Genomic DNA, 24,751 nt, shown 5'->3' with positions numbered 1-24,751 from the left:
GGATTAGGGTGCGGGGCTAGCTCACCTTGGCCAGCGCTAGTCCGAGGCGACGCACCTGACCCGCGAGGCTGGCATCAATCACCTTGGAGCCAACCTTCACGACAAAACCGCCGATCAGATCAGGGTCCACGGAGAGTTGGATCTCCAGCTTGTCGGTACCGGCCACGGCCTGAACCTTCTTGCTGAGCTCAGCCTGCTGCTCGTCGCTGAGAGCAGTGGCGGAGGTCACGTTGGCGAGAGCGATGTTGCGCTGCTCGCGGTAGAGCTCGAGCATGCGATCGAGCACCGCATCGAGCACGCCGATGCGCTGGCGATCGGCCAGCAGCTTCAGCAAATTGAGGAAGGAAGGCGTGAGCTGATCGGTGAACAGCTTTTCGATGGCAGCCTTCTTGGCTTCCACTTCGAGAACGGGCGAGGCCATGGCCTGGCGCAGTTCGGGGGATTCGTGCCACAGGGCGAGAACGGCCTTGGCCTGATCCACCACTTGGTCAACTTCCTTGCGGCTCTCAGCCACCTGCAGGAAGGCCTCGGCGTAAGGGGTGGTGATCGAGTTGAGCAGCGGCATCAGGCGTTCCCCAGGGTGTTGATGGACTGGCTGACCAGCTGGGCCTGCGCCTCAGGGCTGAGCTTTCCGGGGAGCGTGGCCAGAGCTTTCTCGATGGCCAGGCGAGCAGCTTCACGGCGGAGCTGCGTGCTCACGCGAGCAGCTTCGGCGTCCATGTCGGCAGCAGCGCCCTGCTTGAGGCGGGCCATCTCATCGATGGTGCGCTTCTCACTCTCGAAACGGATGGCCTCCGCACGGGCTTTGCCGTCGGCACGAATCTGCTCAGCCTTCTGCTGAGCCTCGGCCAGGTCTTTCTGGGCCTGCGCAAGCTGGGTGGTGGCACTGGCCAGACGCTCTTCAGCATCTTTCAGGTCGGCCAGGATGATCGCCCGACGCCGCTCCAGGATGCCGCCCAGGAAGTTGGGCAGAAACTTGTAGAGGGCGAAGATAACGATCGCCAGGTTGATGATGTTGGTCTCGAACACATTGAGGTTCAGACCAAAGCCACCGTGATTGGCGAAGAGGCTAGGGAAAGTCATTTGGCGGCCAGCAGACGGTCGACGATCAGGTCACCGAGCTTGTCGGCGTCACCCTTGAGCTGGCCAAGGGCCGACTCCCGCTGGGCGTCGATCTCACGACGCGCCTGCTCACGGGAGGCGTTGGCTTCAGCCGTGGCGGTGGCCAGGGCTTCGCGATAGAGCTTGTCGGAATCCTGCTCCGCTTCCTGAATCAGCTGCTGGGTGGCCTTGCGGGCCTCCTTCAGCTGTTCACGCAGATCCGCCTCCAGGCGCTCCACCTGGGCCAGCTTTTGCTTGGCCTCGGCACGGCTGGTGGTGATGTAACCCTCACGCTCCTCCACAACCCGGCCAACGGGGCGGAAGAACAGGGCATTGAGAATGAAGGTGAGGAGAACCACCTGCACCGCCATCAGCGGCAGGGTGGCATCGAGGTCGAAGAGACCTCCCTCCGTTGCACCAAGCAGGAGCCAGCTGGTCATGAGGCGGGGGTGCGGGCGGTTGAAAGCGGTCGCGTACGGATGCAGTGAGGTGAAACAAGGGAAGAGACCCGGTCGAAACCGGGTCTCCGCTCACCTCAGGCGCGATCAGCCGGCGAAGGGGTTGGCGAACAGCAGCACCAGTGCGACCACGAGGCCGTAGATGGTGAGAGCTTCCATGAAGGCCAGGGACAGCAGCAGGGTGCCGCGGATCTTGCCGTCAGCCTCGGGCTGGCGAGCGATGCCTTCAACAGCGGAACCGGCTGCGGTGCCCTGACCGATACCAGGGCCGATGGCGCCGAGGCCGACAGCCAGACCAGCGGCGATCACAGACGCTGCAGAGGTGATGGAATCCATGGTGGAACGAAGGATGTAGGGCGCTGGGAGAGCGCGGACGGGGACCGGGACGTTATCCCTGCGCCTGGGACATCTCGTTTTGACTCGAGATGGGCCCGGATCGTGCCGGACCTGCGCGCAAGGAGTTTGCCAGAGCGGGTGTCCCGCTCTGGCGGGGTTGAGGTGCAACCTCTAGTGGTGCTCTTCGTGCACCGCTTCACCGATGTAGTTACCGGCGAGGGTGGCGAAGATCAGAGCCTGAATGGCACTGGTGAACAGACCGAGGAACATGGCCGGCAGGGGCACCAGCAGAGGAACCAGGAAAGCAAGCACCGCCACCACCAATTCGTCCGCCAGGATGTTGCCGAACAGACGGAACGAGAGGGAGAGAGGCTTGGTGAAATCTTCGATGATCTTGAACGGGAGCATGATCGGAGTCGGCTCCACGTAGTACTCGAAGTACCGGAATCCCTTGCGGCTCAGGCCGGCATAGAAGTAAGCCAACGACACCAGCAGAGCCAACGCCACGGTGGTGTTGATGTCGGCTGTCGGGGCGCCGAGCTCACCTTCGGGGAGATGGATCAACTTCCAGGGCACCAGGGCACCGCCCCAGTTGCACACGAAGATGAACAGGAAGAGGGTGCCGATGAAGGGCAACCAATCGCGGTAGGCCTTCTCGCCGATCTGCTCGCGGGCAAGATCACGGATGTAATCCCACAGAAACTCGAGCAGGTTCTGCATGCCGCGCGGATCGCGCTCCATCTTGCGGCTGCCCACCAGCACAAAGGCCAGAAGAGCACCGATCACCACCCAGGAGCTGAGAAACACCTGGCCGTGGATCTTGAGATTGCCCAGCTGCCAATAGAGGTGCTGACCCACCTCCAGTTCGGCAAAGGGAAGAGCGAGTGGCAAGAAACCCATCGGGTTGTGCGTTCGGTGTCGCGGAAGCGACGGTTCAGGGAGAGGCCAGCTCAGGAATCGAGCAGAACCTGAAAAATCAGGGCCGGTTTGTAGAGCAGGAAGCCGAGCAGGGCCGGCAAGAGCTCCAACTGGGGGAGGCGGGCCGAGGCCAGCACCAATACCACAGGCACAAGCAGCTGCGTCTTGCCCACCTTCTTGGCACCGTTGCCGAGCTTGCCCACGCTGCGTGCCAGAAGGCGCAGATAGAGCAGGCCGGCCAGCGCACCCACCAGCAGAGAGCCGGCGATGTGAAGGTCGAATGCCAAAGCCGTGATCAGCACCGCAATGGCGGAGACGATCAAGGTGGCCAGAAGCAGACGCTGCTGGAGGCGCAGGTAGTCGTCGGACGGGGCAGCGGCAGCCGGGGAGGCCGCCTCAATCGCCGTCATCGGATCCGCCGGCAGATCCTCGCCCTCACCGTGCAACACCTCGGATGAAGCGCTGTTGTTGTGAGGGAGCGGGGGGGTTGCCAGCAAGGGCTCCTGCGCTCTGAAAAGGCGCGCGGAATCTATCACGCAGCGTTGCCGTGCAAGGGCTGAAGCAGCAACACGCGCTGATCCAGCAGTTCCCTTGCCACAGAAGCGATCTGCCCCTCGGGCCAGCCCAGAGGCAAACGGCCGATGGGCGTCGCCGCTGGAGCCTGCTCCAGGGCCTGCATCAACGCCAGGCCGTTGCTGCTCAGATCGAGCGGTGCCATATCGGAATCGAGCAACGCCGCACCGGGCCAACCCCAGAGGCAGGGGTTCCGCTGGCCGGCAGCCGCGAGCAGCGCTGCGTCGTCGTCCCAGCTCCAGCGCTGCAGCGGCGGTTTGGCCAGGAAGAACTCAAAGTGACTGATATCGGGGTCGAGGTCTTCCACCAGCTGCCACTGCTGCAGCGGCGGCAGGGCCTTGGCGCGGTCGAGCAGCTCGCCGTGCAGCAGCCGGGCCGGATCCCACACCTGGGGGTTGGAGAAGCCAGCAAACTCCAGGTTGGCAGACGCCACAAAGGCCATCAACCGCTCGAGGTTGTAGCTGGTCTCCTGGGGGTGCAGATACATATCCGCGAAGTTGGCGTCGGCGGCGCAGTCGATCGCCCAGCGCTGCTCGTGATGCCGGCGCAGGCGGTTGTGCTCCGGCAGCTCGGCCAGGAGCTGACGCCCAAGCCGCAGCCCCTGCTCACCCGTGCCCACACCCATGGCCGTGAGGGCTCGCTGGGTGCGATGGATCTCCCAGCGCCCGCCATCGGCGTATAGAAAGAGATGCAGCAGCGCCCCAGGCTTCAGCAGCGCTGCCAGAGCCTTGAGCCCGGCTTCCGGCTCCCGCAGGTGATGCAGCACCCCCACCGAATTGATGTAGTCGAAGGGTCCCTCGCCGTCGAGCTCCAAAAGGCTGCGGTTTTCAATCCGCACCTGGGCCTGCTGATGGCCGCCAGAGCGGCGCACGCGCTCGCGGGCCACCTCCAGGGTTCCCGGCGAAATATCCACCGCCAGGATCTCGGCGCCGGGATTGAGATGAGCCAGGTAATCCGTGCTCACGCCCGTGCCGCAGCCGGCATCGAGCACCCGGAGTGCCGCTCCGTCGGCCCCACGGGGCGCCACCGCACCGGTGCAGGCGGCATAGGCGGCATCCACACACCAGCGCCAGTTGTATCCAGGCGGCGGGCCGTCCTGCAGGGGATCACCGGGATAGGGGAATCGGTCGTAAAAGGCGCTCACCACTGGGGTGGCGGCATCAGCCGGGGCCTGAGTCATGGCGCAGGAGGCAGCGCTGCAACCGAGCGAGCTTTTCATGGCTCAGGGGGTTGAAGCGCCGGGGTTTGGGCCCGGCTGCAAACATTTGTTCATGGGCCGCCGGGAGGCCAGAGGGCCAGCCGTAACGTGCCTTGGCCTGGTTCGCTCTCCTCCATGACTGTGACCGCCAGCAGCGGCAGCAGCAGGGTTGCTCCTCAGCGCTACGACACCCTGCCGCTCTCCAGCGTCCGCGAGGCGGAACAGCAGGACCGCTTCCTCGATGGCGGTGAGCTGAACACCCTGGTGACCTTCTTCCAGAGCGGTCAGCTGCGGGTGGAAGCCGCCCGTCGGGTTTCCGCCAACGCCGAGGCGATCGTGGCCCGCGCCGCCAGCCGGATCTTTGCCGGTGGCACGCCGCTCTCCTATCTCGACGCTCCCCTCAGCCCTGCGGCTGATGCCGGAGCCACCCCCCTGGCCACCGACCAAGCCGCCTTCCAGCGCTCGGTGCAAACCTTCGCTGGCGCCAGCGGCGCCAGCAAGCGCGGCAATGCGCTCACCCGCCTGCTGGAAGGTGCCGGTGGCGACGCCGATGTGCGTGTGGTGCTGCCCACCGGCTTCAGCCCGATTTCGGTGGCCCGCTACGGCACCGAGCGGATGAAGAAATCGATCCGCGACCTGGCCTGGTTCCTGCGCTACGTGGGCTACGCCGTGGTGGCCGGTGACCCCAGCATCCTGCGGGTGAACACCCGCGGCCTGCGCGATGTGCTCGAAAAGGGCTGCTCCCTGGCGGCCACCAATGTGGCCCTGCAGGAGATGCGCGCTGGCGCTGCCGAGCTGCTCAAGGATCTGCCCGAAGCGCGTCAGCTCCTGATTGAGAGCTTCAACGTGCTGCTCGAAGAGCTTGCCGTTCCCACCCCTTCGCCCCGCCAGCGGCTGGGCAGCCCTGAAAACCAGGGCTTGCAGTTGCCCGCGATCTATGCGTTGGCCGCCCAGGGCAAGGCCCAGCGCTTCAACATGAAGCCGGGCATGAGCGGCGCTCAGAAGGCCGAGGTGGTGCGCGCCGCCTACCGCCAGGTGTTCGAGCGCGACATCGCCAAGGCTTACAGCCAGATGCCCTGCCCGGTGGAAGCCACCCAGGTGCGTCAGGGCGACATCTCGATGCGGGAGTTCATCCGCTCCCTGGGCCACAGCAAGGAGTATCAGCAGCAGTTCTACGGCCGGTTCGTGAACAGCCGGGTTGTGGAGTTGGCCTTCCGCCACTTCCTCGGCCGTGGCATCAGCTCCCGCGAGGAGTTCACCCGCTACTTCGACATCGTCTCCGCCCAGGGCCTCAAGGGCTTGGTGGATGCGCTGGTGAACAGCATGGAATACGCCCAGGTGTTCGGGGAGGAAACCGTTCCCTACCTGCGCGACATCGGCGAAGAGGCCCAAGAGAGCGCCGGTTGGGGTTCCAACCGCAAGCTGTTCCGCTTCAGCGCTCCGTTTGAGGGTGCCCCTCAATACGTCACCCTCTACGCCAGCTACCGCCAGCCCTACGCCGATCAGCACCCCTATGGGGGCGGCAACGATCCACTGGGCCTCAACTACGGCGCGATCTTCCCGTCCGGCACCGCCAATGTGGGCACGCGCCCGGCTCCGCTGCGGTACGACACGCGCCGGATCCTCGTGGGCAACGGCATGCGTCAACCGGGCCAGATGAACAGCCCGCAGTTCCGCGCGTCCACCCCCCGCAAGCTGGGGCCCAAGGTGGTGCGTCTGCAGCAGATCGCCACGGGCGGCAATTCGGTGCCCCGCCGCGGCGGTCAGCCCAGCATCCGCAACACCGAGGCCAGCACCCAGGCGGTGATCCGCGCCGTTTATGTGCAGGTGCTCGGCAACACCGGCTACGCCGGTGAGCAGAACAAGGTGGAGGAGATCAAGCTCGAAAACGGCGACCTGAGCCTGCGCGAATTCGTGCGTCAGGTGGCCCGCAGCGACGCCTTCCGCCGCCGCTACTGGAGCGGGCTCTACATCTGTAAGGCAATCGAGGTGATGCACCGGCGCCTGCTGGGCCGACCCACCTTCGGTCGCTGGGAAATCGACGCTTACTTCGATGTGGCTGCCCGCAAGGGCTTCTACGGCGTCGTTGACGCGATGCTCAACAGCGCCGAGTACAGCGAAGCCTTCGGGGAAGACACCGTTCCCTACGAGCGCTTCATCACCCCGACCGACCTCAACACCCGCCGGGTTCCGGCCCTCAAGCGCGCCTTCAACGCCGCGGCCTACGCCGACACCACCCCGCGGATCCGCCCGGAGGTGACCCCTCCCGCCGATTTCCGTGGCACCGGCAGCCTCACCGAGCGCAACTTGCCCGGCCGCACCGGCGTGATCCGCGGCGGCTGGAGCGCCACCCTCACCGGCGGTGAAACCCTGGCGCCAGCCCCCAGTGCCGCCAACGGTCCTGGTTCAGTGCAAACGCGCCCGGCCCCGGCCCGCAGCTGGAGCGCACCCCGCTGGCAACCCGGCGGTGGTGCCGCGCCCACCTGGAGCTCCGGCGTCACGAGCTTTGCCCCGGCACCAGCGGCACCCACCCGCAGCATCAGCGTGGCTGGCGGCTGGAGTTCCACCGTGTCCAGCGGAGCCGCAGGCGCACTGGCGGAACAGCCAGGTGCAGCCATGGCCAAGGCCCTCAAGCCGGGTGCACTCCAGGGCTTCAGCAAGCGCCGCAGCCTCGGCACCGCCGTGAAGCTGTCGATGCGGCCCACCAGCGCGGAGGTGAACGAAGCGATCGAGGCGGTCTACCGCCAACTGCTGGGTCGTCAGCCCCTGGCCTCCGAGGCCCTGGGTGATGCCGAATCCCAACTGCGCAACGGCAAGCTCAGCGTGGCGGAGTTTGTGGCACGGGTGGCCGGCAGCGATCTGTTCGTGAGCCGTCTCAACCGCATGGCGCCCTTCAAAGCCGCCGCTGCCGCACACCTGGCGCTGCTGGGCCGTGCCGCTCAACCGGCGGAAACCAGCCGATTCCTGGCCACCCGTTGCAACGACGGCCTACGCAGTGCCATCGATGCCGTACTCAATTCGAGTGAGTACGCCAGCAGCTTCGGCCGCGACACGGTGCCCTACCTCAAAGGGATGGCCACCAGCGATGGCATCCCCCTCAGCACGGTGAACCGCACCGCTGCCCTCTACGGCGGCAACGCAGCCCTCAACCCCACCGCCTGATTCCTGGCTCAGGGCACACCCCTTCACCCCCCTGCCGTGGGCAGGGGGGTTTTTCGTGGGAACAGATATTTGCAACAAAATCCAACCCAATCCTCGTCAACAAAATGCAACGAACACGAATTTGAAGCGCGATTAATTGTGAACAACTCGTACACAGATCCCGATCAGCCAGTAGCGAGAGAACCCAGGCGCTGCAAGCGTTTTCACGCACTCAGCTCGCCGTGAAGAACTGTTACCGGGGGCCGAGGGGCTGCAGGGCTCTGCCACAGAATGACTCGGCGGTCAGCACTGCTGCCGCGCCTTCAGTCACCCGCCCCCGACGCAGCCTGCTGCGGGAGGAGCACACCTCTGAAGACCTCCCCCCTTACCCACCGGATATCGGTCACCGTTCAGGCGACCGCTTGTTTCGAGGCAGAACTGCATGAGCATCGTCTCCAACTCGATCATCAACGCGGACGCCGAAGCCCGCTACCTCAGCCCTGGCGAACTCGACCAGATCAAGGCTTTCGTGAGCGGCGGTCAGCGTCGTCTTCGCGTCGCCCAGGTCCTGGCCGAGAGCCGCGAGCGCATCGTTAAGACCGCCGGCGGTGCTCTGTTCCAGAAGCGCCCCGACGTCATCTCCCCCGGCGGCAATGCCTACGGCGAGGAAATGACCGCGTCCTGCCTGCGCGACATGGACTACTACCTGCGCCTGGTGACCTACGGCATCGTCGCTGGTGATGTGACCCCGATCGAAGAGATCGGCATCATCGGCGCCAAGGAGATGTATCGCTCCCTGGGCACCCCCCTCGAAGCCATGGCTGAAGCCGTGCGCGAGATGAAGAACGCCGCCATGAGCCTGCTCACCGGCGCTGATGCCGAAGAGGCTGGCTTCTACTTCGACTACGTCGTCGGCGCCCTCTCCTGAGGACCTTTCTTCTCTAACCACCGCCTCTTCCATCAGGTTCCATGCAAGACGCCATCACCAACGTCATCAACCAGGCCGACGTCCAGGGCCTCTACCTGGACACCTCCTCCATGGGTCGCCTGGAGCAGTACTTCGCCAGCGGTGAGCTGCGCGTTCGTGCCGCTGCCACCATCAGCGCCAACGCTTCTGCCATCATCAAGGAAGCCGTGGCCAAGTCGCTGCTGTACTCGGACATCACCCGTCCCGGCGGCAACATGTACACCTGCCGTCGCTATGCAGCCTGCATCCGCGACCTCGACTACTACCTGCGCTACGCCACCTACGCCATGCTGGCTGGTGACACCTCGATCCTCGACGAGCGTGTGCTGAACGGCCTCAAGGAGACCTACAACTCCCTGGGTGTGCCCATCGGCGCCACCGTGCAGTCGATCCAGGCCATGAAGGAAGTGACCGCCTCCCTGGTGGGCCCCGATGCCGGCCGCGAAATGGGCGTGTACTTCGACTACATCAGCTCCGGCCTGGGTAACTGATCCCTGCCTTCGGCACACTTCGAGGATCCACCCATGCGCCTGTTCAAAGTCACCGCCTGCATCCCTTGCCCTGAGAAGGCCCGTTCCCAGCGCGAGCTGCAGAACACCTTCTTCACCAAGTGGGTGCCTTACGAAAGCTGGTTTGCTGAGCAGCAGCGGATCATGAAGCAAGGCGGCAAGATTCTGAAGGTTGAACTGGTCTCCGGTCGCCGTCAGGTGAACGTGGGCAACTGAAGTCTTCAGAGCTAACCCAACGCACTTGCATCCCTCAAAAGCCCGGCCATGCCGGGCTTTTTTATTGGCTTTTTGTTTGCAAGGTCACCGCAGATACGGGATAGTCGGTGCCTCAGTTCCCAGCAGCATTGGCCCGTTCCGCCAACCCATCCGGCCTGTTGCCTGTGCCCTTCCGCCTCTGGCCGGCAGAAGCACGCCTCCTGCTGGGGATGGTGGCCCTCTGGAGCGTGCTGGGCCTAGTGGTGCTGGGATCGGCCAGCTGGTGGGTGGCCGCTCGTGAAATGGGTGATCCCACCTACTACCTCAAGCGCCAGGCCATCTGGATGGTCGCCAGTTGGGGCTTGCTCTACCTGGGCATCAAGATCAATCTGCGCCGCTGGCTGCGTATGGCAGGCCCGGCATTGCTGGTCGGCATGGTGCTGGTGGCCCTCACCCTGGTGATCGGCAGCACCGTGAATGGCGCCAGCCGCTGGCTGGTGATCGGCCCGATCCAGATCCAGCCCACCGAGCTGATCAAACCCTTCCTGGTGCTCCAGGGTGCAGCGCTGTTCTCCCACTGGAGCCGCATCGCACCGGATCAAAAACTCATCTGGCTCGGGGTGTTTGCCGTGACCCTGGGCCTGATCCTCAAGCAGCCCAACCTGAGCACAGCCTCCCTCTGCGGCATCCTGCTGTGGCTGATGGCCCTGGCCTCAGGGCTGCCGCTCTGGGCAATGCTCGGCAGCGCTGGCCTGGGCTTCACGGTGGCGGTGGGCAGCATCTCCATCAACGAGTACCAGCGCATCCGGGTGACCTCTTTCCTCGACCCCTGGAAGGACGCCCAAGGGGACGGCTATCAGCTGGTGCAAAGCCTGCTGGCGATCGGTTCGGGCGGCCTCTGGGGCGAAGGCTTCGGCCTCTCCACCCAGAAGTTGCAATACCTACCCATCCAGAGCACCGATTTCATCTTTGCGGTGTTTGCCGAGGAATTCGGCTACGTGGGCTCAGTGTTGCTGCTGCTGTTTCTGTTGCTGTTCGGCTTTATGGGGCTGCGAGTGGCGCTCAGCTGCCGCAGCAACCAACAACGCCTCGTGGCGATCGGCTGCACCAGCCTGCTGGTGGGTCAATCGATCCTCAACATCGCCGTAGCCAGTGGCGCCATGCCCACCACCGGCCTGCCGCTGCCAATGATCAGCTACGGCGGCAACTCCCTGCTCTCCAGCCTGCTCACGGCCGGCCTGCTGCTGCGCTGCGCCCTGGAAGGCGCCGGCCTGGAGCCCGGGCGACCGCGGCGCCGCGAGGAACGCCTGCGGCAAGGCTCAGCAGGCGGAAGCCTGTCGATAGGCTGACCCCACCGCCGACTCAAGAACCGCGATGGTGGCTCCGGCCCTGGCCGACTGGGCCCGCAGCGGAGAGCAGCTGCTAAGCACCTCCCTCGCCCATCCCGGTGCCCTCACCCTGCTGTTGGTGTTCGCCGGTGGTTTGCTCACCAGCCTGGGGCCCTGCTCGCTGTCGCTGCTACCGGTCACCCTGGCTTACCTCGCCGGGTTCGACGACGAGCACGACAAGCCCTGGCAGCGCAGCCTCAGCTTCTGCGGCGGCATCGTGGCCTCGCTGGTGCTGCTCGGCCTAGCCAGCGGCGCCCTGGGGCGCATCTACGGCCAGGTGCCAGGCCTGATCCCCACGCTGGTGGCCGTGCTGGCGGTGTTGATGGGCCTCAATCTGCTCGGCCTGCTGCCCCTGCAGCTCCCGAGCGGGCCCGACCCTGAACAATGGCGCCAGCGGGTGCCCAAGGCCCTGGCGCCACTGGCGGCTGGTTTGGCCTTCGGGCTGGCCGCTTCGCCCTGCACCACCCCGGTGCTGGCGGTGTTGCTGGCCTGGATCGCTCAGGCCGGCAATCCGCTGGCCGGCGTGGTGCTGCTCACGGCCTTTGCCGCCGGCCAGGTGATGCCGTTGCTGCTCGCCGGCATCGCCGCCGCCTGGGTGCCGCGGCTCCTGGCCCTGCGAGCCCTGGGCCAGTGGGTTCCCCCCATCAGCGGCGTGGTGCTCCTGGCCACAGGCACACTCACCCTTCTGGCCCGCTGGGGCTAAGCCCTCCTCGCACTGTTGATGAAACGCCTGATCGCCTGGATCTCCGACCTGCGCCTGGCCATCGGGCTGTTGATCCTGATCGCCATCGCCAGCGGACTGGGCACGCTGGTTCCCCAGCAGGAGAACGCGGAGCTTTATCACCGCGTCTACGACGCTCAGCCCTGGCTGGGGCTGCTCAACGGCGAAGCGATCCTGCGCCTGCAGCTCGATCACGTGTATTCGAGCAGCTGGTTTCTGGCCCTGTTGGCATGGCTGGGGCTGTCATTGATCCTGTGCAGCTGGCGCCGCCAATGGCCGGCCCTGCAGGCCGCCCTGCGCTGGATCGACTACAGCAGCCCCCGCCAGCTCAGCAAGCTCACCCTGGCGGAAACGATCAAGAGCCCGCAGGCGGAGACGCAACTGAGCCAATTACAGGCGCTGCTGCAACAACGGGGCTGGCAGGTGCAACCCCATCCCCACCGCCTGGCGGCCCGCCGGGGCGTGAGCGGCCGCGTGGGGCCGTTGCTGGTGCATGCCGGCCTGGTGGTGCTGATGGTGGGAGCGGCCTGGGGTGCGCTCGCCGGCCAACGGCTCGAGCGCTATCTGGCCCCTGGCAATGAGCTGGAGCTGCTCAACCGCCGCGGCGAAACCCAACTCACCGTGGCCCTCGAGGACTTCGGCATCGAACGCGACCCCGCCGGCCGGCCCGAACAATTCCGCTCCCAGCTGCGGCTGCAACCCGGCGATCCAGCCGCCAGCGAGCCCCTACCAGCCAGCAACCGCGAGATCAGCGTGAACCACCCCCTGCGCTTCCAGGGGATGACGGTGTACCAGGCCGACTGGGCCCTGGCCGCCATCCAGGTGCAACTGGGCCAAAGCCCGATCCTGGAGCTGCCGCTGCAAAGCTTCCCGCAACTGGGGGATCAGGTGTGGGGCATCGTGCTGCCCACGCGCCCCGATGGGAGCAACCCGGTGCTGCTGGCCCTCTCCAGCGAGCAAGGCCCGGTCGCGGTGTATTCCGCCGATGCGGAGGTGCTGGGCAGCCTGGTGCCGGGCGGCGGCGCCGCTGAGATCGCGGGCATTCCCCTGCGCATTGCCGGGGTGGTGCCCGCCAGCGGCCTGCTGCTCAAGCGCGATCCCGGCGTACCACTGGTGTATGCCGGCTTCGCGATTGCGCTGGCGGGTGGGGCCTTGAGCCTGATCGCCACCCGCCAGCTCTGGGCCATCGCCGAGCCCGAACAGCAGAAGCTGCACGTGGCCGGGCTGTGCAACCGCAATCTGACGGCCTTTTCACGCGAACTGCCAGCCCTGCTGGCCGAACTTCAGCAGGGCTGACGGGTGCCGTGGCTGGCACGGATCACGGTGTGAACGTTGCCGCGGGGGTTGAAGTCAGCCTCGAGCTCCATCCACACCGGTGCGCAGGCGGCCACGAAGTCATCGAGGATCCGGTTGGTCACCTCCTCGTGGGAGATGGAGCGATCCCGGTAGCTGTTCACATAGAGCTTGATCGCCTTGAGCTCCATCACGCGGGGACCCGGCTGATAGGTGAGCCGCAGGGTGGCGAAATCGGGATAGCCCGAGAAGGGGCACTTGCAGGTGAATTCCGGCAGGGTGATCGCCACCTCATAGGCCCGGCCCGGACGCGGGTTGTCGAAACAGATCAGCTCCGCTTCGGCAATGGCCCGCTCTCCATAGAGAGGGGTGCGGGTCTGATCGGCGCTCATCGGCAGAGAGGGTATGAGGCCGGATGCTAAGCAGCCGCCCCCGGGCAACCGCTGCGGTAGCAATCGCAACACCCTCGCCCCGAAAGCTGCGGCCTAATGGGCCTGACGGGGCCCAGCACCCCGCCTGTCTTTCCAGAATTCCTGAGAGACTGTCTCCGACAGAGCCTTCCCAGCCACTCCCGCAGCCATGAAAAAAGTTGAGGCCATCATTCGCCCGTTCAAGCTTGAAGACGTGAAGCTGGCGTTGGTCAATGCCGGCATCGTCGGCATGACCGTGAGCGAGGTGCGGGGCTTCGGTCGCCAGAAGGGCCAGGTGGAGCGTTACCGCGGCTCTGAGTTCACCGTTGAATTCCTGCAGAAGCTCAAGCTCGAGATCGTGGTTGACGACGCCCAGGTGGACACCGTGGTGGGCGCCATTCAGGAAGCGGCCCGCACCGGCGAGATCGGCGACGGCAAGATCTTCATCAGCCCTGTGGATTCCGTGATCCGCATCCGCACCGGCGACCGCGACAGCAGCGCCATCTGAGCCTGCGGGCGCTGTTCAGGCTTCCAGTGTTTCAGCCACCAAGCGCCGGATGGCCTCTGCTTCAGGGGCGACTCCGGCGTTTTTTTGTGGCACAGCCGCGCTGGCCGGCTCGTCCCAGGCACCGCTGCGCAACCAGAGCAGGTACTCATGGTTACCCGCCGGGCCGGTGATCGGTGAGGCGGTTACCCCGCAGGCGCTCCAACCCTCCGCCGCGGCCGCCGCGATCACCCCTTCGATCGCATCCACATGGGCCGCGGGGTCGCGCACCACACCGCCCTTGCCCACCCGCTCCTTGCCCACCTCAAACTGCGGCTTCACCAGGAGCAGTACCTCGCGCCGCTCCGCTTGCAGCAACCGTCCAATCGCTGGCAGCACCAGGGCCAGGCGAATGAACGACACATCCGCCACCGCCAGATCCGGCCAAGGATCCTCATCGCCGTAAAGGTCGATCGGCTCCAGGTGCCGCAGGTTGGTGCGCTCCTTGAGCACCAGGCGCGGATCGGTGCGCAGGCTCCAGGCCGTTTGCCCATACCCCACATCCACGCCGTACACCCGGCTGGCGCCGTGTTGCAGCAGGCAGTCGGTGAAGCCGCCGGTGGAGATACCGCCGTCAAGGCACACCCGGCCGGCCAGCTCAATCGGGAAAGCCTCCAGGGCGCCGAGGAGCTTTTCACCACCACGCGAGACAAACCGGGGCGGCTGCTCCACCTGCAAGGGCAGATCGGGCAGCACATCGAGCCCAGGCTTATCGAGCACGCGATCGCCGCTGCGCACCTTGCCGGCCCGGATCAGCTGCTGGGCCTGCTGGCGGCTGGTGGCCAAACCCAGCTCCACCAGCTGCAGATCCAGGCGTTGCTTGCGGCCCATCAACAGCGGCGTGCTGGTGTGCTGTCACAAAAGCACAGGGGAAACCGAACAAAAACGGGGGCTGCAGGGGCAAACCGGGGAACACTCCGGAGGATGACCCTCAGCACAGGGGATCCCCCATGCCGCGCCAACAATCCAACGTGGTGGAACTGCTCCAACCGGGCAGCTTCGTGAAACTGCGCAACCAACCCGACGACCTCCCCCCCTTCCAGCTGATCCAGTGCCGCGGCGGCCGCTGCTGGGTGCGCCAACAGGCCTGGGGGACCCTGGTGCAGTGGGAGGTGGAGCACCGCAAGCTCACAGCGGTGGCCTGATCGCGCTGAAGGCCGCCCCATACATTGGTTTGGATGTGAGCCCGCGGCGGCCTTGATCGAGCGTTACACCCTGCCCGAGATGGGCGCCATCTGGAGCGAGCAGGCGAAGTTCCAGAGCTGGCTGGATGTGGAGATCGCCGCCACTGAAGCCAACTGCGAGCTGGGCCGAGTACCCTCCGAGGCCGTGGCCACGATCAAGGAGAAGGCCAGCTTCAGCGTGGAGCGCATCCTCGAGATCGAAGCCGAGGTGCGCCACGACGTGATCGCCTTCCTCACCAACGTGAACGAGCACGTGGGGGATGCCGGCCGCTACATCCACGTGGGCATGACCAGCTCGGATGTGCTCGACACCGGTGTGGCCCTGCAGATGAAGGCCTCGGTGCAGCTGCTGCGCACCGAACTCAACAAACTGGCCGACGCCCTGCGCGAGCTGGCCCGCGCCCACAAGGGCACCGTAATGATCGGCCGCTCCCACGCCATCCACGGAGAGCCGATCACCTTCGGCTTCAAGTTGGCCGGCTGGCTGGCTGAGGTGGTGCGCAACCAGGAGCGGCTTGAGCGGCTCGAGCGTGTGGTGAGCGTGGGCCAGATCTCCGGTGCCATGGGCACCTACGCCAACACCGATCCCCGGGTGGAGGAGATCGCCTGCGCCAAGCTCGGCCTGGTGCCCGACACCGCCAGCACCCAGGTGATCGGCCGCGACCGCCACGCCGAATACATCCAGACCCTCGCCCTGGTGGGTGCCGCGCTGGAGCGTTTCTCCACCGAGATCCGCAACATGCAGCGCACCGATGTGCTCGAGGTGGAGGAGAACTTCGCCAAGGGCCAGAAGGGCAGCTCCGCCATGCCCCACAAGCGCAACCCGATCCGCAGCGAGCGCATCAGCGGCCTGGCCCGGGTGCTGCGCAGCTATGTGGTGGCAGCGCTGGAAAACTGTGCCCTCTGGCATGAGCGCGACATCAGCCACAGCTCAGTGGAGCGCATGATGCTGCCCGACTGCTCGGTGACCCTGCACTTCATGCTCCGGGAGATGACTTCGGTGGTGCAGGGCCTGGGCGTGTACCCGGACAACATGGCCCGCAACATGAATGTGTACGGCGGCGTGGTGTTCAGCCAGCGGGTACTCCTGGCCCTGGTGGAGAGCGGCATCAGCCGCGAAGACGCCTACCGCATCGTGCAGCGCAACGCCCACACCGCCTGGAACACCGCCGGTGGCGATTTCCGCGCCAACCTCGAAGCCGACGCGGATGTGACCTCCCGCCTCAGCGCCGAGCAGCTGGCTGACTGCTTCTCCACCGATCTGCACCAAGCCAACCTCGGCGTGATCTGGGAGCGCCTGGGGATCTGAACCCCGCGCTCATTTGTGATACGGCCCGCCCTGCTGAATCGTGAGGGCGCGGTAAAGCTGCTCCAGCAGCAGCAGGCGGGCCAGCTCATGGGGGAAGGTCATCGGCGAGAGGCTGAGCTTCCAGCGGGCACGGGCCTTGAGTTCCGGGGCAATGCCTTCGGCGCCCCCGATCACCAAGGCCAGGCGCTCGGAGCCTGAGCCCTCCAGCCGCTGGGCAAAGGCCGGGGAATCGAAGGTTTGGCCCTCCTCCGCCAGCACCACCAGCTGCTCGTCGGGGCGCAAGGCCGCCAGGATCGCGTCCGCCTCACGCTCTTTGCCGGCATCACGCAGCTCCACCACCTGAAGCCCAGGCAGGCGTTTGAGGTAGGTGGCGACGCCCTCCAGCACCCAACCCTTGCGCACCTTGCCCACCGCCAGGATGCGGATGCGGGAGGGATTGATCACGGCGCAGCCCTCAAGCCAACACCCTCTGCTCACCGACGCCATCCATGTCGTAGCGACCGATCACGTGATGTGTCCACCGTTTCGGGAGAACCCCAAGCTGGGATGGCTTGCCAATCGTTCGAGCCCTGGCGCCCGCGTTGCTGATGCCACCCACCCTGGCCTTGTTCTACACGCCCTACGCCGACTGGATCTACACCGTGGTCAGCACCGCCGGGCTGCTGCTGATCGTTTGGCTGGTGCTTCGGCCAAGGGGCTGAACCCGCTTGGGGCACAAGCCGCGGCCGAAAAAGAAGTGGAACTGTTGAAGAGACAACCGATGGGCTGTTCAGCATTGGCCGAGATCTGGCGTCGATGTGATGTCACACCCCGTCTTGGTTGTGGGAGCAGGCCCGGTGGGCCTCACCCTGGCTTTGGCCCTGCATCAGCAGGGCGTCGCCGTACGCGTGGTGGACCGGGCACCCCAGCCCAGTGATCTCTCCAAGGCCGTGGTGATCTGGCCGCGAACCCTGGAATTGCTCGATCTGCATGGCTGCGTCGAGCCCTTCTTGAGAGCTGGGATCGAGGGCCATGGGGCTCGGATCCAGGCGGGACGACACGTGCTGGTGGAGCTGCCCTTCTCCAAGGTTGAGAGCCCGTTCCCTTACGCCTTGATGATTCCCCAGAACCGCACCGAGGCGGTTCTCACCCAGCTGCTGGCGGAGCGTGGCGTGCAGGTGGAACGGCAGCTCGAGCTCACCGACTTTTCGGAGTCCGAGGGCTGTGTCAGCGCGCGACTCAGCCGGGCTGACGGCAGCCAGGAGACGATGCGGTGCAGCTACCTGTTGGGCTGTGATGGCGCCCACAGCGTGGTGCGCCATCACCTTGGTCTGGCCTATAGCGGTGAAACCCTCGAGTCGAACTGGGTCCTGGCGGACGTGAAGCTCGACGGCCCCGCAGCCCCCGATCAGGTGGCGGTGGTCTGGAATCCCGATGGGATCTTGGCCCTGTTCCCGATCGACGTGGATCGCTTCCGCATCATTGGCGATGTCTCGGGAGCGGAGGCCGCGGATCCAACGCTTGAGCAGGTCCAGAGCCTGGTGGAGCAGCGGTTGGGCCCCGGCTATCGCGCCCACGATCCGATCTGGTTGAGCCACTTCCGGATCAATGAACGCAAGGTCGACCGCTACAGCGTTGGCCGTGTCTTCCTGGCCGGTGATGCGGCCCACATTCACAGCCCAGCCGGTGGGCAGGGCATGAACACCGGCATGCAAGACGCCTTCAACCTGGCGTGGAAGCTGGCCCTGGTGCTTCAGAACAAGGCCGGGACGCCGCTACTCGAGACCTATTCCCAAGAACGCAGCGCCATTGGTGATCAGGTGCTGCGCAATGCCGGGGCCTTGACCCGCGTGGCTCTGGTGCGGCAGCCCCTGCTGCGTCGCCTGCGAAACCTCCTCTTCTCGAAGCTGGGCCGCAGCCGCCGGCTGCAGCGGCGGCTCGTGCAGCAGCTCTGTGAAACCGATCTGCACTACCGCGGCAGCGCCCTCTCACCGGTGTTGGCTGCTTCAGGGCAGGGACTGCAACCGGGGGATCGAACCCCGGATCTGCCTTGCCACGCCGCCAACGGAGACACCAGGCTGCACGCGCTCCTGGGCGGCGGTCGCTTTGTGCTGTTGTCCGTTGGCACTCCCCTGCCGCCGCTTGAGCCCTCGTTGGCAGGGGATTGGCTCGTTGCGGCCAGCGCCGCACCCCAGGATGGGTATGTCGCGGGTCGGACCTATCTGATTCGACCTGATGCCTACCTCAGCAGCTGCGTCCCCAGCGCAGAGCGCGAAAAGCTGCTAGCGCTGGGGGATCAGTGGCGCTGATTGGAGTTGGCATCCGCACTGAACAACGCCACCAGGATCAACGACCTGGTCAGCCCGCCGAACGCTCTGTGGCTGGGTTGAGCCCAGCGCCACCCGCCAGCAGATCGAGCGGTTCACACACCGGGAAGCGGTTGATCGCCTTGAGGGCAGCGCGGGCGTTGTCGCGGAGCTGCTGGCTGATGGCTTCGCAGTAGGGCACCTGGGCGAGCAGATCCACGGTGCGGCGCATGATCCGCACCACATCGCCCTCATCGAGCGAGGTGTTGGCAATCAGATCGTTCCAGCTCACGCCCTTGGCCCAGGCGTGCACCAGGCCCATCAGCTCCGGCTCAAACCAGAGCGGCATCACCACCGAGGCCCGCTCCTGCTGGCGCTGCAGCTCACGCCGAATCCCGCGCAGATCGTGCAGGGCCTCCTCCGAGGCCGGCGAGGGGGGAAAGCCACTCCACAGATCCGGTCGGTTCACCTCGGTGGAGATCGCCTCAAACACCGCCGCCAGATCAGCGGGCTCGAGCTCATCGAGGTGGCCGCTCATCAGCGCCAGCCCCAACCAGAGCTCGTTATCACCCCGCAGCGCTCCCACGGTGCGGCCGATCTCCGTGGGCTCCAGCCCCTCTTCGCCGGCGAGGCAACCGAAGAAGCGCAGGATCTCGATCAACGCCAGGAAGGTGTCCCAATGGCGGTTGGCGCGGAAATGCAGGATGCGCTGCCGCTCTTCGATCTCCGCCTCCAGCTCCTCGATGCGGAAGCGCTGCTTGCGCAGCTTCTTGCGGTCGCCGGCGCGGTGGGCCGGGTGCAGCTCCAGGGCCAGCTCCAGCTCCCGCACCAGATGGGCCTGGGCCTGCACCTCACCGGCCAGGTCGTACTGCGGGGTGGTCATGTCGTGGCGGCGGGCCATGTGGGCCACCGCCAGGGCCAGGCCGCCACTGCTCTGATCGCCGTGGCGCAGCTCTCCAGCACGGTGCAGCTCGGGCGCCGCAATCTCCTTCACCTGCAGGCAGCTGAGCTCGGCGTGCAGGCTCACCACCGCCGTACAGGGCACCAGCAGCCACACGTTCTCGTCGGTGAGGCAAAGCAGCAGCGGGAACTGCCCCGGCCCCTCCACCTTCTCCACAATCACCGCCGGCGTCACCCGCCCCCGCAGCACCGGGGCCTTCAGACTCACCAGGGCGCCCTCACTGGCGAAGCGCAGCGCCAGGGTGAGCTCATGGGCGAGGGTTTCCTCAGCCTGTTGCTGCAGGATGCGCAGCAGGCGCCGCTCCTCCCGCAGGCGACCGCGCTGCTTCTCGTAGTCCTCGAAGTCGTCCCAGGCCACCTCCACCGCCTGATCGCTCAGATGGCTCAGTTGCTCGCGCAGCTCGGCGATGCGGGCTTCGTCCTCCGTGAGATCCAGCGTGGCGAGATAGCGGCCAAAGCTGCGCTCCACCAGCTCGCGGGCTTTGTTGAGGTCGTAGCGCTGCAGCAGGTTGAGCACCATGCCGTAGCTGGGGGTGAACTGGCTCACCAAGGGATCAGCAGGAGCCGTGGCCAGCTGACCCGCCTCACGCACCCCCTCGAAACGGCTCTGCACCGTCACCACATACCCCTGGTTGTCGAGGCCGCGGCGGCCGGCGCGGCCGGCCATCTGCAGAAACTCACTGCCCATCAGCGGGCGGTGGCCCCGCTCGGTGCGCTTCGACAGCGCTGAAATCACCGTGCTGCGGGCTGGCATGTTGATACCCGCCGCCAGGGTTTCGGTGGCGAACACCACCTTCACCAGCCCCTGCTGGAACAGTTCTTCGATCAGCTCCTTCCAGGCGGGCAGCACCCCGGCGTGGTGGGCAGCGATGCCCCGCAGCAGGGCCTCGTCGTGGCCGCCATCGCGCACGGCCTCTGGAGTGGCCACCACAAACGCATCCAGCCGCGCCCGGATGCGGGCCTGCTCTTCGGGCGTCACCAGGCACACCTTGCCCAGATCGCGCACGGCCTTGTCGCAGCCGCGGCGGCTGAAGATGAAATAGATGGCCGGAAGCATCTCCCGCTCGGCCATCTGGGCCACCACAAAGCTCAGCGGCGGCGCCTCCGGCTGGGGCGGCTTCGGCGTTTTCGGACCCTTGCGCTTGCTGCCCTTGGGCGCGCGCCACACCTTGCAGTTGGGGTGCAGGCCCGTGCCCTCGTCGTTGAGCAGCGGATGCAATCCTTTGGCGCTGCAGAAGCTGAACTGCAACGGCACCGGCCGGTAATCGCTCATCACCAGGGTGGTGGGGCCGTGCACCCGCTCAATCCAGTCGGTGAGCTGACCAGCGTTGGCCACCGTGGCCGAGAGGGCCACCAGCTGCACCACCGGCGGGCAGTGAATGATCGATTCCTCCCACACGGTGCCCCGCTGGGAGTCGTTCATGTAGTGGCACTCATCGAGCACCACCGCCTCCACATCCTCGAGCGGGTCGTCGCCTTGATCAGCCTCCGCATAGAGCATGTTGCGGAAGATCTCGGTGGTCATCACCACGATCGAGGCCTCACGGTTCACCGTGAGATCGCCCGTCATCAAGCCCACCCGCTCGGCACCGAACTGCTCGCGGAAATCGCGCAGTTTCTGGTTGGAGAGGGCCTTGAGCGGCGTTGTGTAAAACACCTTGCGCCCATGGGCCAGGGCGCGATGAATCGCGTATTCACCCACCAGGGTTTTGCCCGAGCCGGTGGGTGCGCTCACCACCACCGAATGGCCCTGGTTCAGCGCATCGATCGCTTCCAGCTGGAAGCCGTCGAGCGGGAAGGGGAAGAGCTGCCCCAGCGGCGGCACCAATCCGGATGCGGCGCCGGGGAGCGACGCGGCGTCGGAGGCCTGGGTGCTGCTTGCCATTAGCAGATCCTATGGGCACCCGTTCAGCGGGCAGACTGAGGGCACACCCCAGCGCAGCAACGGGCTTGGTCCAGGCTCATGCAACTGGCTCCGACCTTTCATGGCGTGCGCCCCTGGCGGAAGCCCTGGATCAGCTGCCCGCCGACCGGCGCCGCCAACCGCGCAGCTGGGAGCCAGCCGGAACCGCTGGCCTGCAGAGCACAGCCCCCGGCAGCCAGCCGCTGCTGGATCTAGCCAGCAACGACTACCTGGGGCTGGCGTCGCACCCCGCCCTGCTGAAGGCCGCTGGCCAAGCGATGCAGCGCGAGGGCGTGGGCGCCGGGGCCTCACGGCTGGTGAGCGGCGGGCGCGGCGGGCATGACCAGTTGGAAGCAGCATTGGCGGCCTGGTTGGGACGCGAGCGGGTGCTGCTGTTTCCCAGCGGTTTTCAGGCCAACCTGGCGGCGGTGTTGGCCCTGGCCGATCGCCACACGCTGGTGCTGGCCGATCGACTGATTCATCACTCGCTGCTGGTGGGCATTCGCGCCAGCGGCGCGCGGCTGCAGCGCTTTGCCCACAACCAGCTGTCTGATCTCGAGTGCCGCCTGCAGCAGGCGCGGGCTGATCAGCCCCAGCGGCGATTGCTGGTGATCAGCGAGAGCCTGTTCTCGATGGAGGGCACCTCGCCTGAGATGGCAGGCCTGAGTGCCTTGTGCGAGCACTACGGCGCTGCCCTGCTCCTCGATGAAGCCCACGCCCTGGGAGTGCTGGGCCCCGGTGGCCGCGGCCTCGGCCACGGATGCAGCGGCGTCAGCCTGATCAGCGGCACCTTCGGCAAAGCCTTCGGCAGCGGCGGCGCCTTTCTGGCGGGCGATGCCCTGGTGGGGGAATGGCTGCTGCAGCACTCCGGGCCCTACCGCTACACAACCGCTCTGGCCCCACCCCTGGCGGCGGCGGCAGCGGCGGCGCTCACGCACATGCAGCAGCAGCCCGAACGGGCCAGCCAACTCCTCGAACGGGCTGAGCGCTGGCGCGATCGCCTGGAGGCGGCCGGCTGGCCCAGGCCACCAGGCTGCGGCCCGATCCTGCCCCTGCTCGTGGGCGATAACAGCCGCGCCCTCGCCCTGCAGCAGCAGCTGGAGCAAGCCGGCCTACTCAGCGTGGCGATTCGCCCCCCCACCGTGCCAGCGGGCACAGCGAGGCTGCGACTGGTGCTGCGCCACGACCTTCCCTCCGGCAGCCTGGAGCGGCTGCTCAAGGCCCTGGGCACACCATGAGCACAGCAACCCCCACCACCCAGCTGATCGCGGCCCATGGCTGGGCGGGCGACAGCCGCGCCTGGCAGCCGTGGGCCGAGGGGGCCGCCGCGCGGGGCTGGGCCTTCAGCGCCACGGAGCGGGGCTACGGCCAGCTCACGCCTCAGCAACCGAGCTGGATGCCCCAGGCTGAGGAGCGGGTGGTGGTCGGCCATTCGCTGGGGCCCCACCTGCTGCCGCCCCAGGTGTGGGAGCAGGCCACCTGCGCCGTGTGGCTGGCCAGCTTTGCAGCCTTCGTGCCCGAGGGCCGGGCCGGGCGCAGCACCCGTGCCGCCCTTCAGGTCATGGGCCAACGCCTCGCGGCGGGCGACACCACGGCCCTGCTGCGCGATTTCTTCCGGGAAGCTGCTGCACCTCAGCCGCCCTCCGCCCTGCCGATGGGCCCGTTGGAGCAGGGGATCACTGCCCTCGGCCAACAGCGGCTGCTGGAGGATCTGCAGCTGCTGGAGCTGACCGCTGGTCTGCCAATGGGATATCCCACCGCAGCCCGGGCGTTGATTGTGGAAGCTGCCGACGATCGCATCGTGCAGCCCAGCAGCCGCGCCGCCCTGCGGGCGCTGCTGCCGCAGGCGGAGCTATGGAGCCTGGAGCCTGCTGGCCATTGCCTGCTGGATCCAGAGCTGCCGGAGCGGGTACTGGGGTGGATTGCCGATGGGCAACCTTGAGCTCCGCTTCAGCGCTCAGGTGGAGCGCTGCTTCAGCCGCGGCGCCAGCAGCTACCAGCGCAGCGCCACTCTTCAGACAGCTGTGGCCAATCGGCTGGCCCGACTAGCCCGGCCCCTGGCGGCAGCACTGCCCCCGGGGCCCCGGGCCGATCTGGGCGCCGGCAGCGGCCTCTTGAGCCGCGCCCTGGAACACCAACTCAAGGATGCGCCCTTGCTGCGGCTTGACGCCTGCGCAGCGCTCCTGGAGCAGGAGCAGCCCCCGCTACCAGCCCACCAGCGCCTGTGGGATCTGAACCAAGGACTGCCCCAGGAGCTCACGGGGGCAGGACTGTTGGCCTCCAGCTTTGCGCTGCAATGGCTGCAGCAGCCCCCGCTGCAGCTGAGCCGCTGGTGCGCGGCCCTCCGCCCCGGCGGCGCCCTGCTGCTGGCGGTGCCCTGCAGCGGCAGTTTTCAGATCTGGCATCAGGCCGCCCAACGGGCAGGGGTGCCCTGCAGCGCCCTCCCGCTTCCGGATGCCAACGACCTGATCGCGGCCGCAGCTGGCCAGCTCCTCCTGCACCAACAACAAGTGCTGCGCTTCAGCCGCCCCAATCGCGGGGTCCGGCCCTTCCTGCATCAGATCAAAGCCATCGGCGCCCAGGCCAGCCCGGCCGAGCGGCTGCAACCGGGGCAACTGCGCCAACTGATCCGCCACTGGCCAGGACCTGAGCACGCCATCGTGTGGCAGGTGCTGGTGCTGGTGGGACAGAAACGATGAGCAACCGCCTGGTGGTGTGCGGCACCGACACGGAGGTGGGGAAAACCGTGGTGAGCGCCCTGCTGGTGCAAGGCCTGGGGGCCTGCTATTGGAAGCCGGTGCAGTGCGGCCTCGAGAACGGCGAAGGCGATCGCGACCGGGTGCAGCGCTGGCTGGGGCTCCCGGAGGCGCGGATCATCCCGGAGGCCTACCGGCTGCAGGCACCGGTCTCCCCCCACTGGGCCACTGAGCTGGAGAGCGGCGATCCCGCCCGGCCAGGCCCCCCGTTGGAGTCCCAGCGTCTGAAGCTGCCAAACCAGAGCGGCCCCCTGGTGGTGGAAACCGCGGGCGGGCTGTTGGTACCCCTACGGCTTGATTGGCTGCAGATCGATCAACTCCAGCACTGGCAACTGCCGGTGCTGCTGGTGGCCCGCAGCGGGCTGGGCACCCTCAACCACACGCTGCTATCCCTCGAAGCCCTGCGACACCGCCAGATCCCGGTGCTGGGCGTGCTGCTCAATGGCCCGGCTCATCCCAACAACCTGCGCACCCTGGCCCAACTGGGCGGTGTGCCAATCCTCGGCTGCCTGCCGCCGCTGAGCGCCATCACCGCCACCACACTGGCCCAGCAATGGCAGGAGCTGGAGCTCTCCCATAAGCTCCAGGCATGACACACACCG

The 24,751-nt window shown here is 66.6% G+C and carries 26 protein-coding genes; 15 read left to right on the top strand and 11 right to left on the bottom strand.

All coding sequences use genetic code 11. The annotated features are described in order from the left end of the window. Positions 1–16: 16 nt before the first annotated feature. The 7 genes from atpH to KUL97_RS00260 all read right to left on the bottom strand — a co-directional run bounded on the left by atpH (position 17) and on the right by KUL97_RS00260 (position 4,566). On the bottom strand, positions 17–565 hold the full coding sequence (atpH, locus tag KUL97_RS00290; protein WP_217794668.1) for an ATP synthase F1 subunit delta: 549 nt from the start codon (positions 563–565) through the stop codon (positions 17–19). Then, a complete protein-coding gene (locus KUL97_RS00285; protein ID WP_217794666.1) occupies positions 565–1,083 on the bottom strand; it encodes a F0F1 ATP synthase subunit B in 519 nt (172 codons plus the stop codon). Before KUL97_RS00285 ends, atpH begins: the two co-directional genes overlap by 1 nt. Continuing rightward, entirely contained in the window at positions 1,080–1,541 is a 462-nt protein-coding gene (locus KUL97_RS00280; RefSeq protein WP_217794664.1) for a F0F1 ATP synthase subunit B', read from the bottom strand. Before KUL97_RS00280 ends, KUL97_RS00285 begins: the two co-directional genes overlap by 4 nt. Positions 1,542–1,646: 105 nt before the next feature. Further along, entirely contained in the window at positions 1,647–1,895 is a 249-nt protein-coding gene (atpE, locus tag KUL97_RS00275; RefSeq protein WP_010310940.1) for an ATP synthase F0 subunit C, read from the bottom strand. 171 nt (positions 1,896–2,066) lie between these two features. Next, positions 2,067–2,795, bottom strand: a complete 729-nt coding sequence (gene atpB, locus KUL97_RS00270; protein ID WP_010310941.1) for a F0F1 ATP synthase subunit A — start codon at positions 2,793–2,795, stop codon at positions 2,067–2,069. Positions 2,796–2,845: 50 nt separating this feature from the next. Continuing rightward, entirely contained in the window at positions 2,846–3,310 is a 465-nt protein-coding gene (locus KUL97_RS00265) for an ATP synthase (protein WP_217794662.1), read from the bottom strand. Positions 3,311–3,345: 35 nt separating this feature from the next. Next, entirely contained in the window at positions 3,346–4,566 is a 1,221-nt protein-coding gene (locus KUL97_RS00260; RefSeq protein WP_217794660.1) for a class I SAM-dependent methyltransferase, read from the bottom strand. Between the two features lie 153 nt (positions 4,567–4,719). Between KUL97_RS00260 and KUL97_RS00255 the strand changes: the two genes are divergently transcribed. The 7 genes from KUL97_RS00255 to KUL97_RS00225 all read left to right on the top strand — a co-directional run bounded on the left by KUL97_RS00255 (position 4,720) and on the right by KUL97_RS00225 (position 12,801). Next, complete coding sequence (locus KUL97_RS00255) at positions 4,720–7,746, top strand: phycobilisome rod-core linker polypeptide (RefSeq protein WP_217794658.1); 3,027 nt, start codon at positions 4,720–4,722, stop codon at positions 7,744–7,746. A 421-nt stretch (positions 7,747–8,167) separates the two neighbouring features. Next, positions 8,168–8,653 (top strand): allophycocyanin subunit alpha, encoded by a 486-nt coding sequence (locus KUL97_RS00250; protein WP_010310950.1) that lies wholly within the window; start codon positions 8,168–8,170, stop codon positions 8,651–8,653. 41 nt (positions 8,654–8,694) lie between these two features. Continuing rightward, on the top strand, positions 8,695–9,183 hold the full coding sequence (apcB, locus tag KUL97_RS00245) for an allophycocyanin subunit beta (RefSeq protein ID WP_010310952.1): 489 nt from the start codon (positions 8,695–8,697) through the stop codon (positions 9,181–9,183). 33 nt (positions 9,184–9,216) lie between these two features. Continuing rightward, the gene (locus KUL97_RS00240; RefSeq protein ID WP_010310954.1) at positions 9,217–9,417 is read left to right on the top strand and encodes a phycobilisome linker polypeptide; all 201 of its coding nucleotides are present in this window, start codon (positions 9,217–9,219) and stop codon (positions 9,415–9,417) included. A 107-nt stretch (positions 9,418–9,524) separates the two neighbouring features. Beyond that, complete coding sequence (locus tag KUL97_RS00235; RefSeq protein WP_368656042.1) at positions 9,525–10,745, top strand: FtsW/RodA/SpoVE family cell cycle protein; 1,221 nt, start codon at positions 9,525–9,527, stop codon at positions 10,743–10,745. Positions 10,746–10,770: 25 nt separating this feature from the next. Next, a complete protein-coding gene (locus KUL97_RS00230; protein ID WP_217794656.1) occupies positions 10,771–11,487 on the top strand; it encodes a cytochrome c biogenesis CcdA family protein in 717 nt (238 codons plus the stop codon). 18 nt (positions 11,488–11,505) lie between these two features. Next, a complete protein-coding gene (locus KUL97_RS00225) occupies positions 11,506–12,801 on the top strand; it encodes a cytochrome c biogenesis protein ResB (protein WP_217794654.1) in 1,296 nt (431 codons plus the stop codon). Here the strand turns inward: KUL97_RS00225 and queF are convergent. After that, positions 12,789–13,190: a preQ(1) synthase gene (queF, locus tag KUL97_RS00220; protein WP_217794652.1), complete on the bottom strand. Its 402-nt coding sequence runs from the start codon at positions 13,188–13,190 to the stop codon at positions 12,789–12,791. The two genes, KUL97_RS00225 and queF, sit on opposite strands and share 13 nt — an antisense overlap. Before the next feature lie 187 nt (positions 13,191–13,377). Between queF and KUL97_RS00215 the strand changes: the two genes are divergently transcribed. After that, positions 13,378–13,716 (top strand): P-II family nitrogen regulator, encoded by a 339-nt coding sequence (locus KUL97_RS00215; RefSeq protein WP_010310966.1) that lies wholly within the window; start codon positions 13,378–13,380, stop codon positions 13,714–13,716. Positions 13,717–13,731: 15 nt separating this feature from the next. Here KUL97_RS00215 and KUL97_RS00210 read toward each other — a convergent pair whose 3' ends face one another. Beyond that, positions 13,732–14,583, bottom strand: coding sequence for a TlyA family RNA methyltransferase (locus KUL97_RS00210; protein ID WP_217794651.1), 852 nt, complete (start codon positions 14,581–14,583; stop codon positions 13,732–13,734). Between the two features lie 119 nt (positions 14,584–14,702). Here KUL97_RS00210 and KUL97_RS00205 point away from each other — a divergent pair, with 119 nt between their 5' ends. Further along, the gene (locus tag KUL97_RS00205) at positions 14,703–14,897 is read left to right on the top strand and encodes a hypothetical protein (RefSeq protein ID WP_217794649.1); all 195 of its coding nucleotides are present in this window, start codon (positions 14,703–14,705) and stop codon (positions 14,895–14,897) included. Between the two features lie 52 nt (positions 14,898–14,949). Beyond that, complete coding sequence (gene purB, locus KUL97_RS00200; RefSeq protein ID WP_217794647.1) at positions 14,950–16,245, top strand: adenylosuccinate lyase; 1,296 nt, start codon at positions 14,950–14,952, stop codon at positions 16,243–16,245. Positions 16,246–16,254: 9 nt separating this feature from the next. Here purB and KUL97_RS00195 read toward each other — a convergent pair whose 3' ends face one another. Next, positions 16,255–16,686 (bottom strand): 23S rRNA (pseudouridine(1915)-N(3))-methyltransferase RlmH, encoded by a 432-nt coding sequence (locus tag KUL97_RS00195; RefSeq protein WP_217794944.1) that lies wholly within the window; start codon positions 16,684–16,686, stop codon positions 16,255–16,257. A 359-nt stretch (positions 16,687–17,045) separates the two neighbouring features. On the opposite strand from KUL97_RS00195, the gene KUL97_RS00190 reads away from it, so the two are divergent. Next, complete coding sequence (locus tag KUL97_RS00190; protein ID WP_217794645.1) at positions 17,046–18,533, top strand: FAD-dependent monooxygenase; 1,488 nt, start codon at positions 17,046–17,048, stop codon at positions 18,531–18,533. A gap of 49 nt (positions 18,534–18,582) precedes the next feature. Here KUL97_RS00190 and KUL97_RS00185 read toward each other — a convergent pair whose 3' ends face one another. After that, positions 18,583–21,375: an RNA helicase gene (locus KUL97_RS00185; RefSeq protein WP_254896020.1), complete on the bottom strand. Its 2,793-nt coding sequence runs from the start codon at positions 21,373–21,375 to the stop codon at positions 18,583–18,585. Between the two features lie 11 nt (positions 21,376–21,386). Between KUL97_RS00185 and KUL97_RS00180 the strand changes: the two genes are divergently transcribed. The 4 genes from KUL97_RS00180 to bioD are packed head-to-tail and all read left to right on the top strand — an operon-like array spanning position 21,387 to position 24,742. Continuing rightward, positions 21,387–22,631, top strand: a complete 1,245-nt coding sequence (locus KUL97_RS00180; RefSeq protein ID WP_217794643.1) for an aminotransferase class I/II-fold pyridoxal phosphate-dependent enzyme — start codon at positions 21,387–21,389, stop codon at positions 22,629–22,631. Further along, positions 22,628–23,335: an alpha/beta fold hydrolase gene (locus KUL97_RS00175; RefSeq protein WP_217794641.1), complete on the top strand. Its 708-nt coding sequence runs from the start codon at positions 22,628–22,630 to the stop codon at positions 23,333–23,335. The genes KUL97_RS00180 and KUL97_RS00175 overlap by 4 nt, the downstream gene beginning before the upstream one ends. Next, positions 23,322–24,092, top strand: coding sequence for an SAM-dependent methyltransferase (locus KUL97_RS00170; RefSeq protein WP_217794639.1), 771 nt, complete (start codon positions 23,322–23,324; stop codon positions 24,090–24,092). Before KUL97_RS00175 ends, KUL97_RS00170 begins: the two co-directional genes overlap by 14 nt. Then, on the top strand, positions 24,089–24,742 hold the full coding sequence (bioD, locus tag KUL97_RS00165) for a dethiobiotin synthase (RefSeq protein ID WP_217794637.1): 654 nt from the start codon (positions 24,089–24,091) through the stop codon (positions 24,740–24,742). The genes KUL97_RS00170 and bioD overlap by 4 nt, the downstream gene beginning before the upstream one ends. Positions 24,743–24,751 lie beyond the last annotated feature (9 nt).

The sequence above is a fragment of the Synechococcus sp. HK05 genome (assembly GCF_019104765.1).
Taxonomy (GTDB): domain Bacteria; phylum Cyanobacteriota; class Cyanobacteriia; order PCC-6307; family Cyanobiaceae; genus Vulcanococcus.
Note: the sequence above shows the minus strand (reverse complement) of the source record. Positions and strands in the feature narration are given on the sequence as shown.

What these genes read in the sequence shown, in the direction of transcription:
- atpH (WP_217794668.1), bottom strand. Translation starts at nt 565, where the DNA reads ATGCCGCTGCTCAACTCGATCACCACCCCTTACGCCGAGGCCTTCCTG.
- KUL97_RS00285 (WP_217794666.1), bottom strand. Translation starts at nt 1,083, where the DNA reads ATGACTTTCCCTAGCCTCTTCGCCAATCACGGTGGCTTTGGTCTGAAC.
- KUL97_RS00280 (WP_217794664.1), bottom strand. Translation starts at nt 1,541, where the DNA reads ATGACCAGCTGGCTCCTGCTTGGTGCAACGGAGGGAGGTCTCTTCGAC.
- atpE (WP_010310940.1), bottom strand. Translation starts at nt 1,895, where the DNA reads ATGGATTCCATCACCTCTGCAGCGTCTGTGATCGCCGCTGGTCTGGCT.
- atpB (WP_010310941.1), bottom strand. Translation starts at nt 2,795, where the DNA reads ATGGGTTTCTTGCCACTCGCTCTTCCCTTTGCCGAACTGGAGGTGGGT.
- KUL97_RS00260 (WP_217794660.1), bottom strand. Translation starts at nt 4,566, where the DNA reads ATGACTCAGGCCCCGGCTGATGCCGCCACCCCAGTGGTGAGCGCCTTT.
- KUL97_RS00255 (WP_217794658.1), top strand. Translation starts at nt 4,720, where the DNA reads ATGACTGTGACCGCCAGCAGCGGCAGCAGCAGGGTTGCTCCTCAGCGC.
- KUL97_RS00250 (WP_010310950.1), top strand. Translation starts at nt 8,168, where the DNA reads ATGAGCATCGTCTCCAACTCGATCATCAACGCGGACGCCGAAGCCCGC.
- apcB (WP_010310952.1), top strand. Translation starts at nt 8,695, where the DNA reads ATGCAAGACGCCATCACCAACGTCATCAACCAGGCCGACGTCCAGGGC.
- KUL97_RS00240 (WP_010310954.1), top strand. Translation starts at nt 9,217, where the DNA reads ATGCGCCTGTTCAAAGTCACCGCCTGCATCCCTTGCCCTGAGAAGGCC.
- KUL97_RS00230 (WP_217794656.1), top strand. Translation starts at nt 10,771, where the DNA reads ATGGTGGCTCCGGCCCTGGCCGACTGGGCCCGCAGCGGAGAGCAGCTG.
- KUL97_RS00225 (WP_217794654.1), top strand. Translation starts at nt 11,506, where the DNA reads ATGAAACGCCTGATCGCCTGGATCTCCGACCTGCGCCTGGCCATCGGG.
- queF (WP_217794652.1), bottom strand. Translation starts at nt 13,190, where the DNA reads ATGAGCGCCGATCAGACCCGCACCCCTCTCTATGGAGAGCGGGCCATT.
- KUL97_RS00215 (WP_010310966.1), top strand. Translation starts at nt 13,378, where the DNA reads ATGAAAAAAGTTGAGGCCATCATTCGCCCGTTCAAGCTTGAAGACGTG.
- KUL97_RS00210 (WP_217794651.1), bottom strand. Translation starts at nt 14,583, where the DNA reads ATGGGCCGCAAGCAACGCCTGGATCTGCAGCTGGTGGAGCTGGGTTTG.
- KUL97_RS00205 (WP_217794649.1), top strand. Translation starts at nt 14,703, where the DNA reads ATGCCGCGCCAACAATCCAACGTGGTGGAACTGCTCCAACCGGGCAGC.
- KUL97_RS00190 (WP_217794645.1), top strand. Translation starts at nt 17,046, where the DNA reads ATGTCACACCCCGTCTTGGTTGTGGGAGCAGGCCCGGTGGGCCTCACC.
- KUL97_RS00185 (WP_254896020.1), bottom strand. Translation starts at nt 21,375, where the DNA reads ATGGCAAGCAGCACCCAGGCCTCCGACGCCGCGTCGCTCCCCGGCGCC.
- KUL97_RS00180 (WP_217794643.1), top strand. Translation starts at nt 21,387, where the DNA reads ATGGGCACCCGTTCAGCGGGCAGACTGAGGGCACACCCCAGCGCAGCA.
- KUL97_RS00175 (WP_217794641.1), top strand. Translation starts at nt 22,628, where the DNA reads ATGAGCACAGCAACCCCCACCACCCAGCTGATCGCGGCCCATGGCTGG.
- KUL97_RS00170 (WP_217794639.1), top strand. Translation starts at nt 23,322, where the DNA reads ATGGGCAACCTTGAGCTCCGCTTCAGCGCTCAGGTGGAGCGCTGCTTC.
- bioD (WP_217794637.1), top strand. Translation starts at nt 24,089, where the DNA reads ATGAGCAACCGCCTGGTGGTGTGCGGCACCGACACGGAGGTGGGGAAA.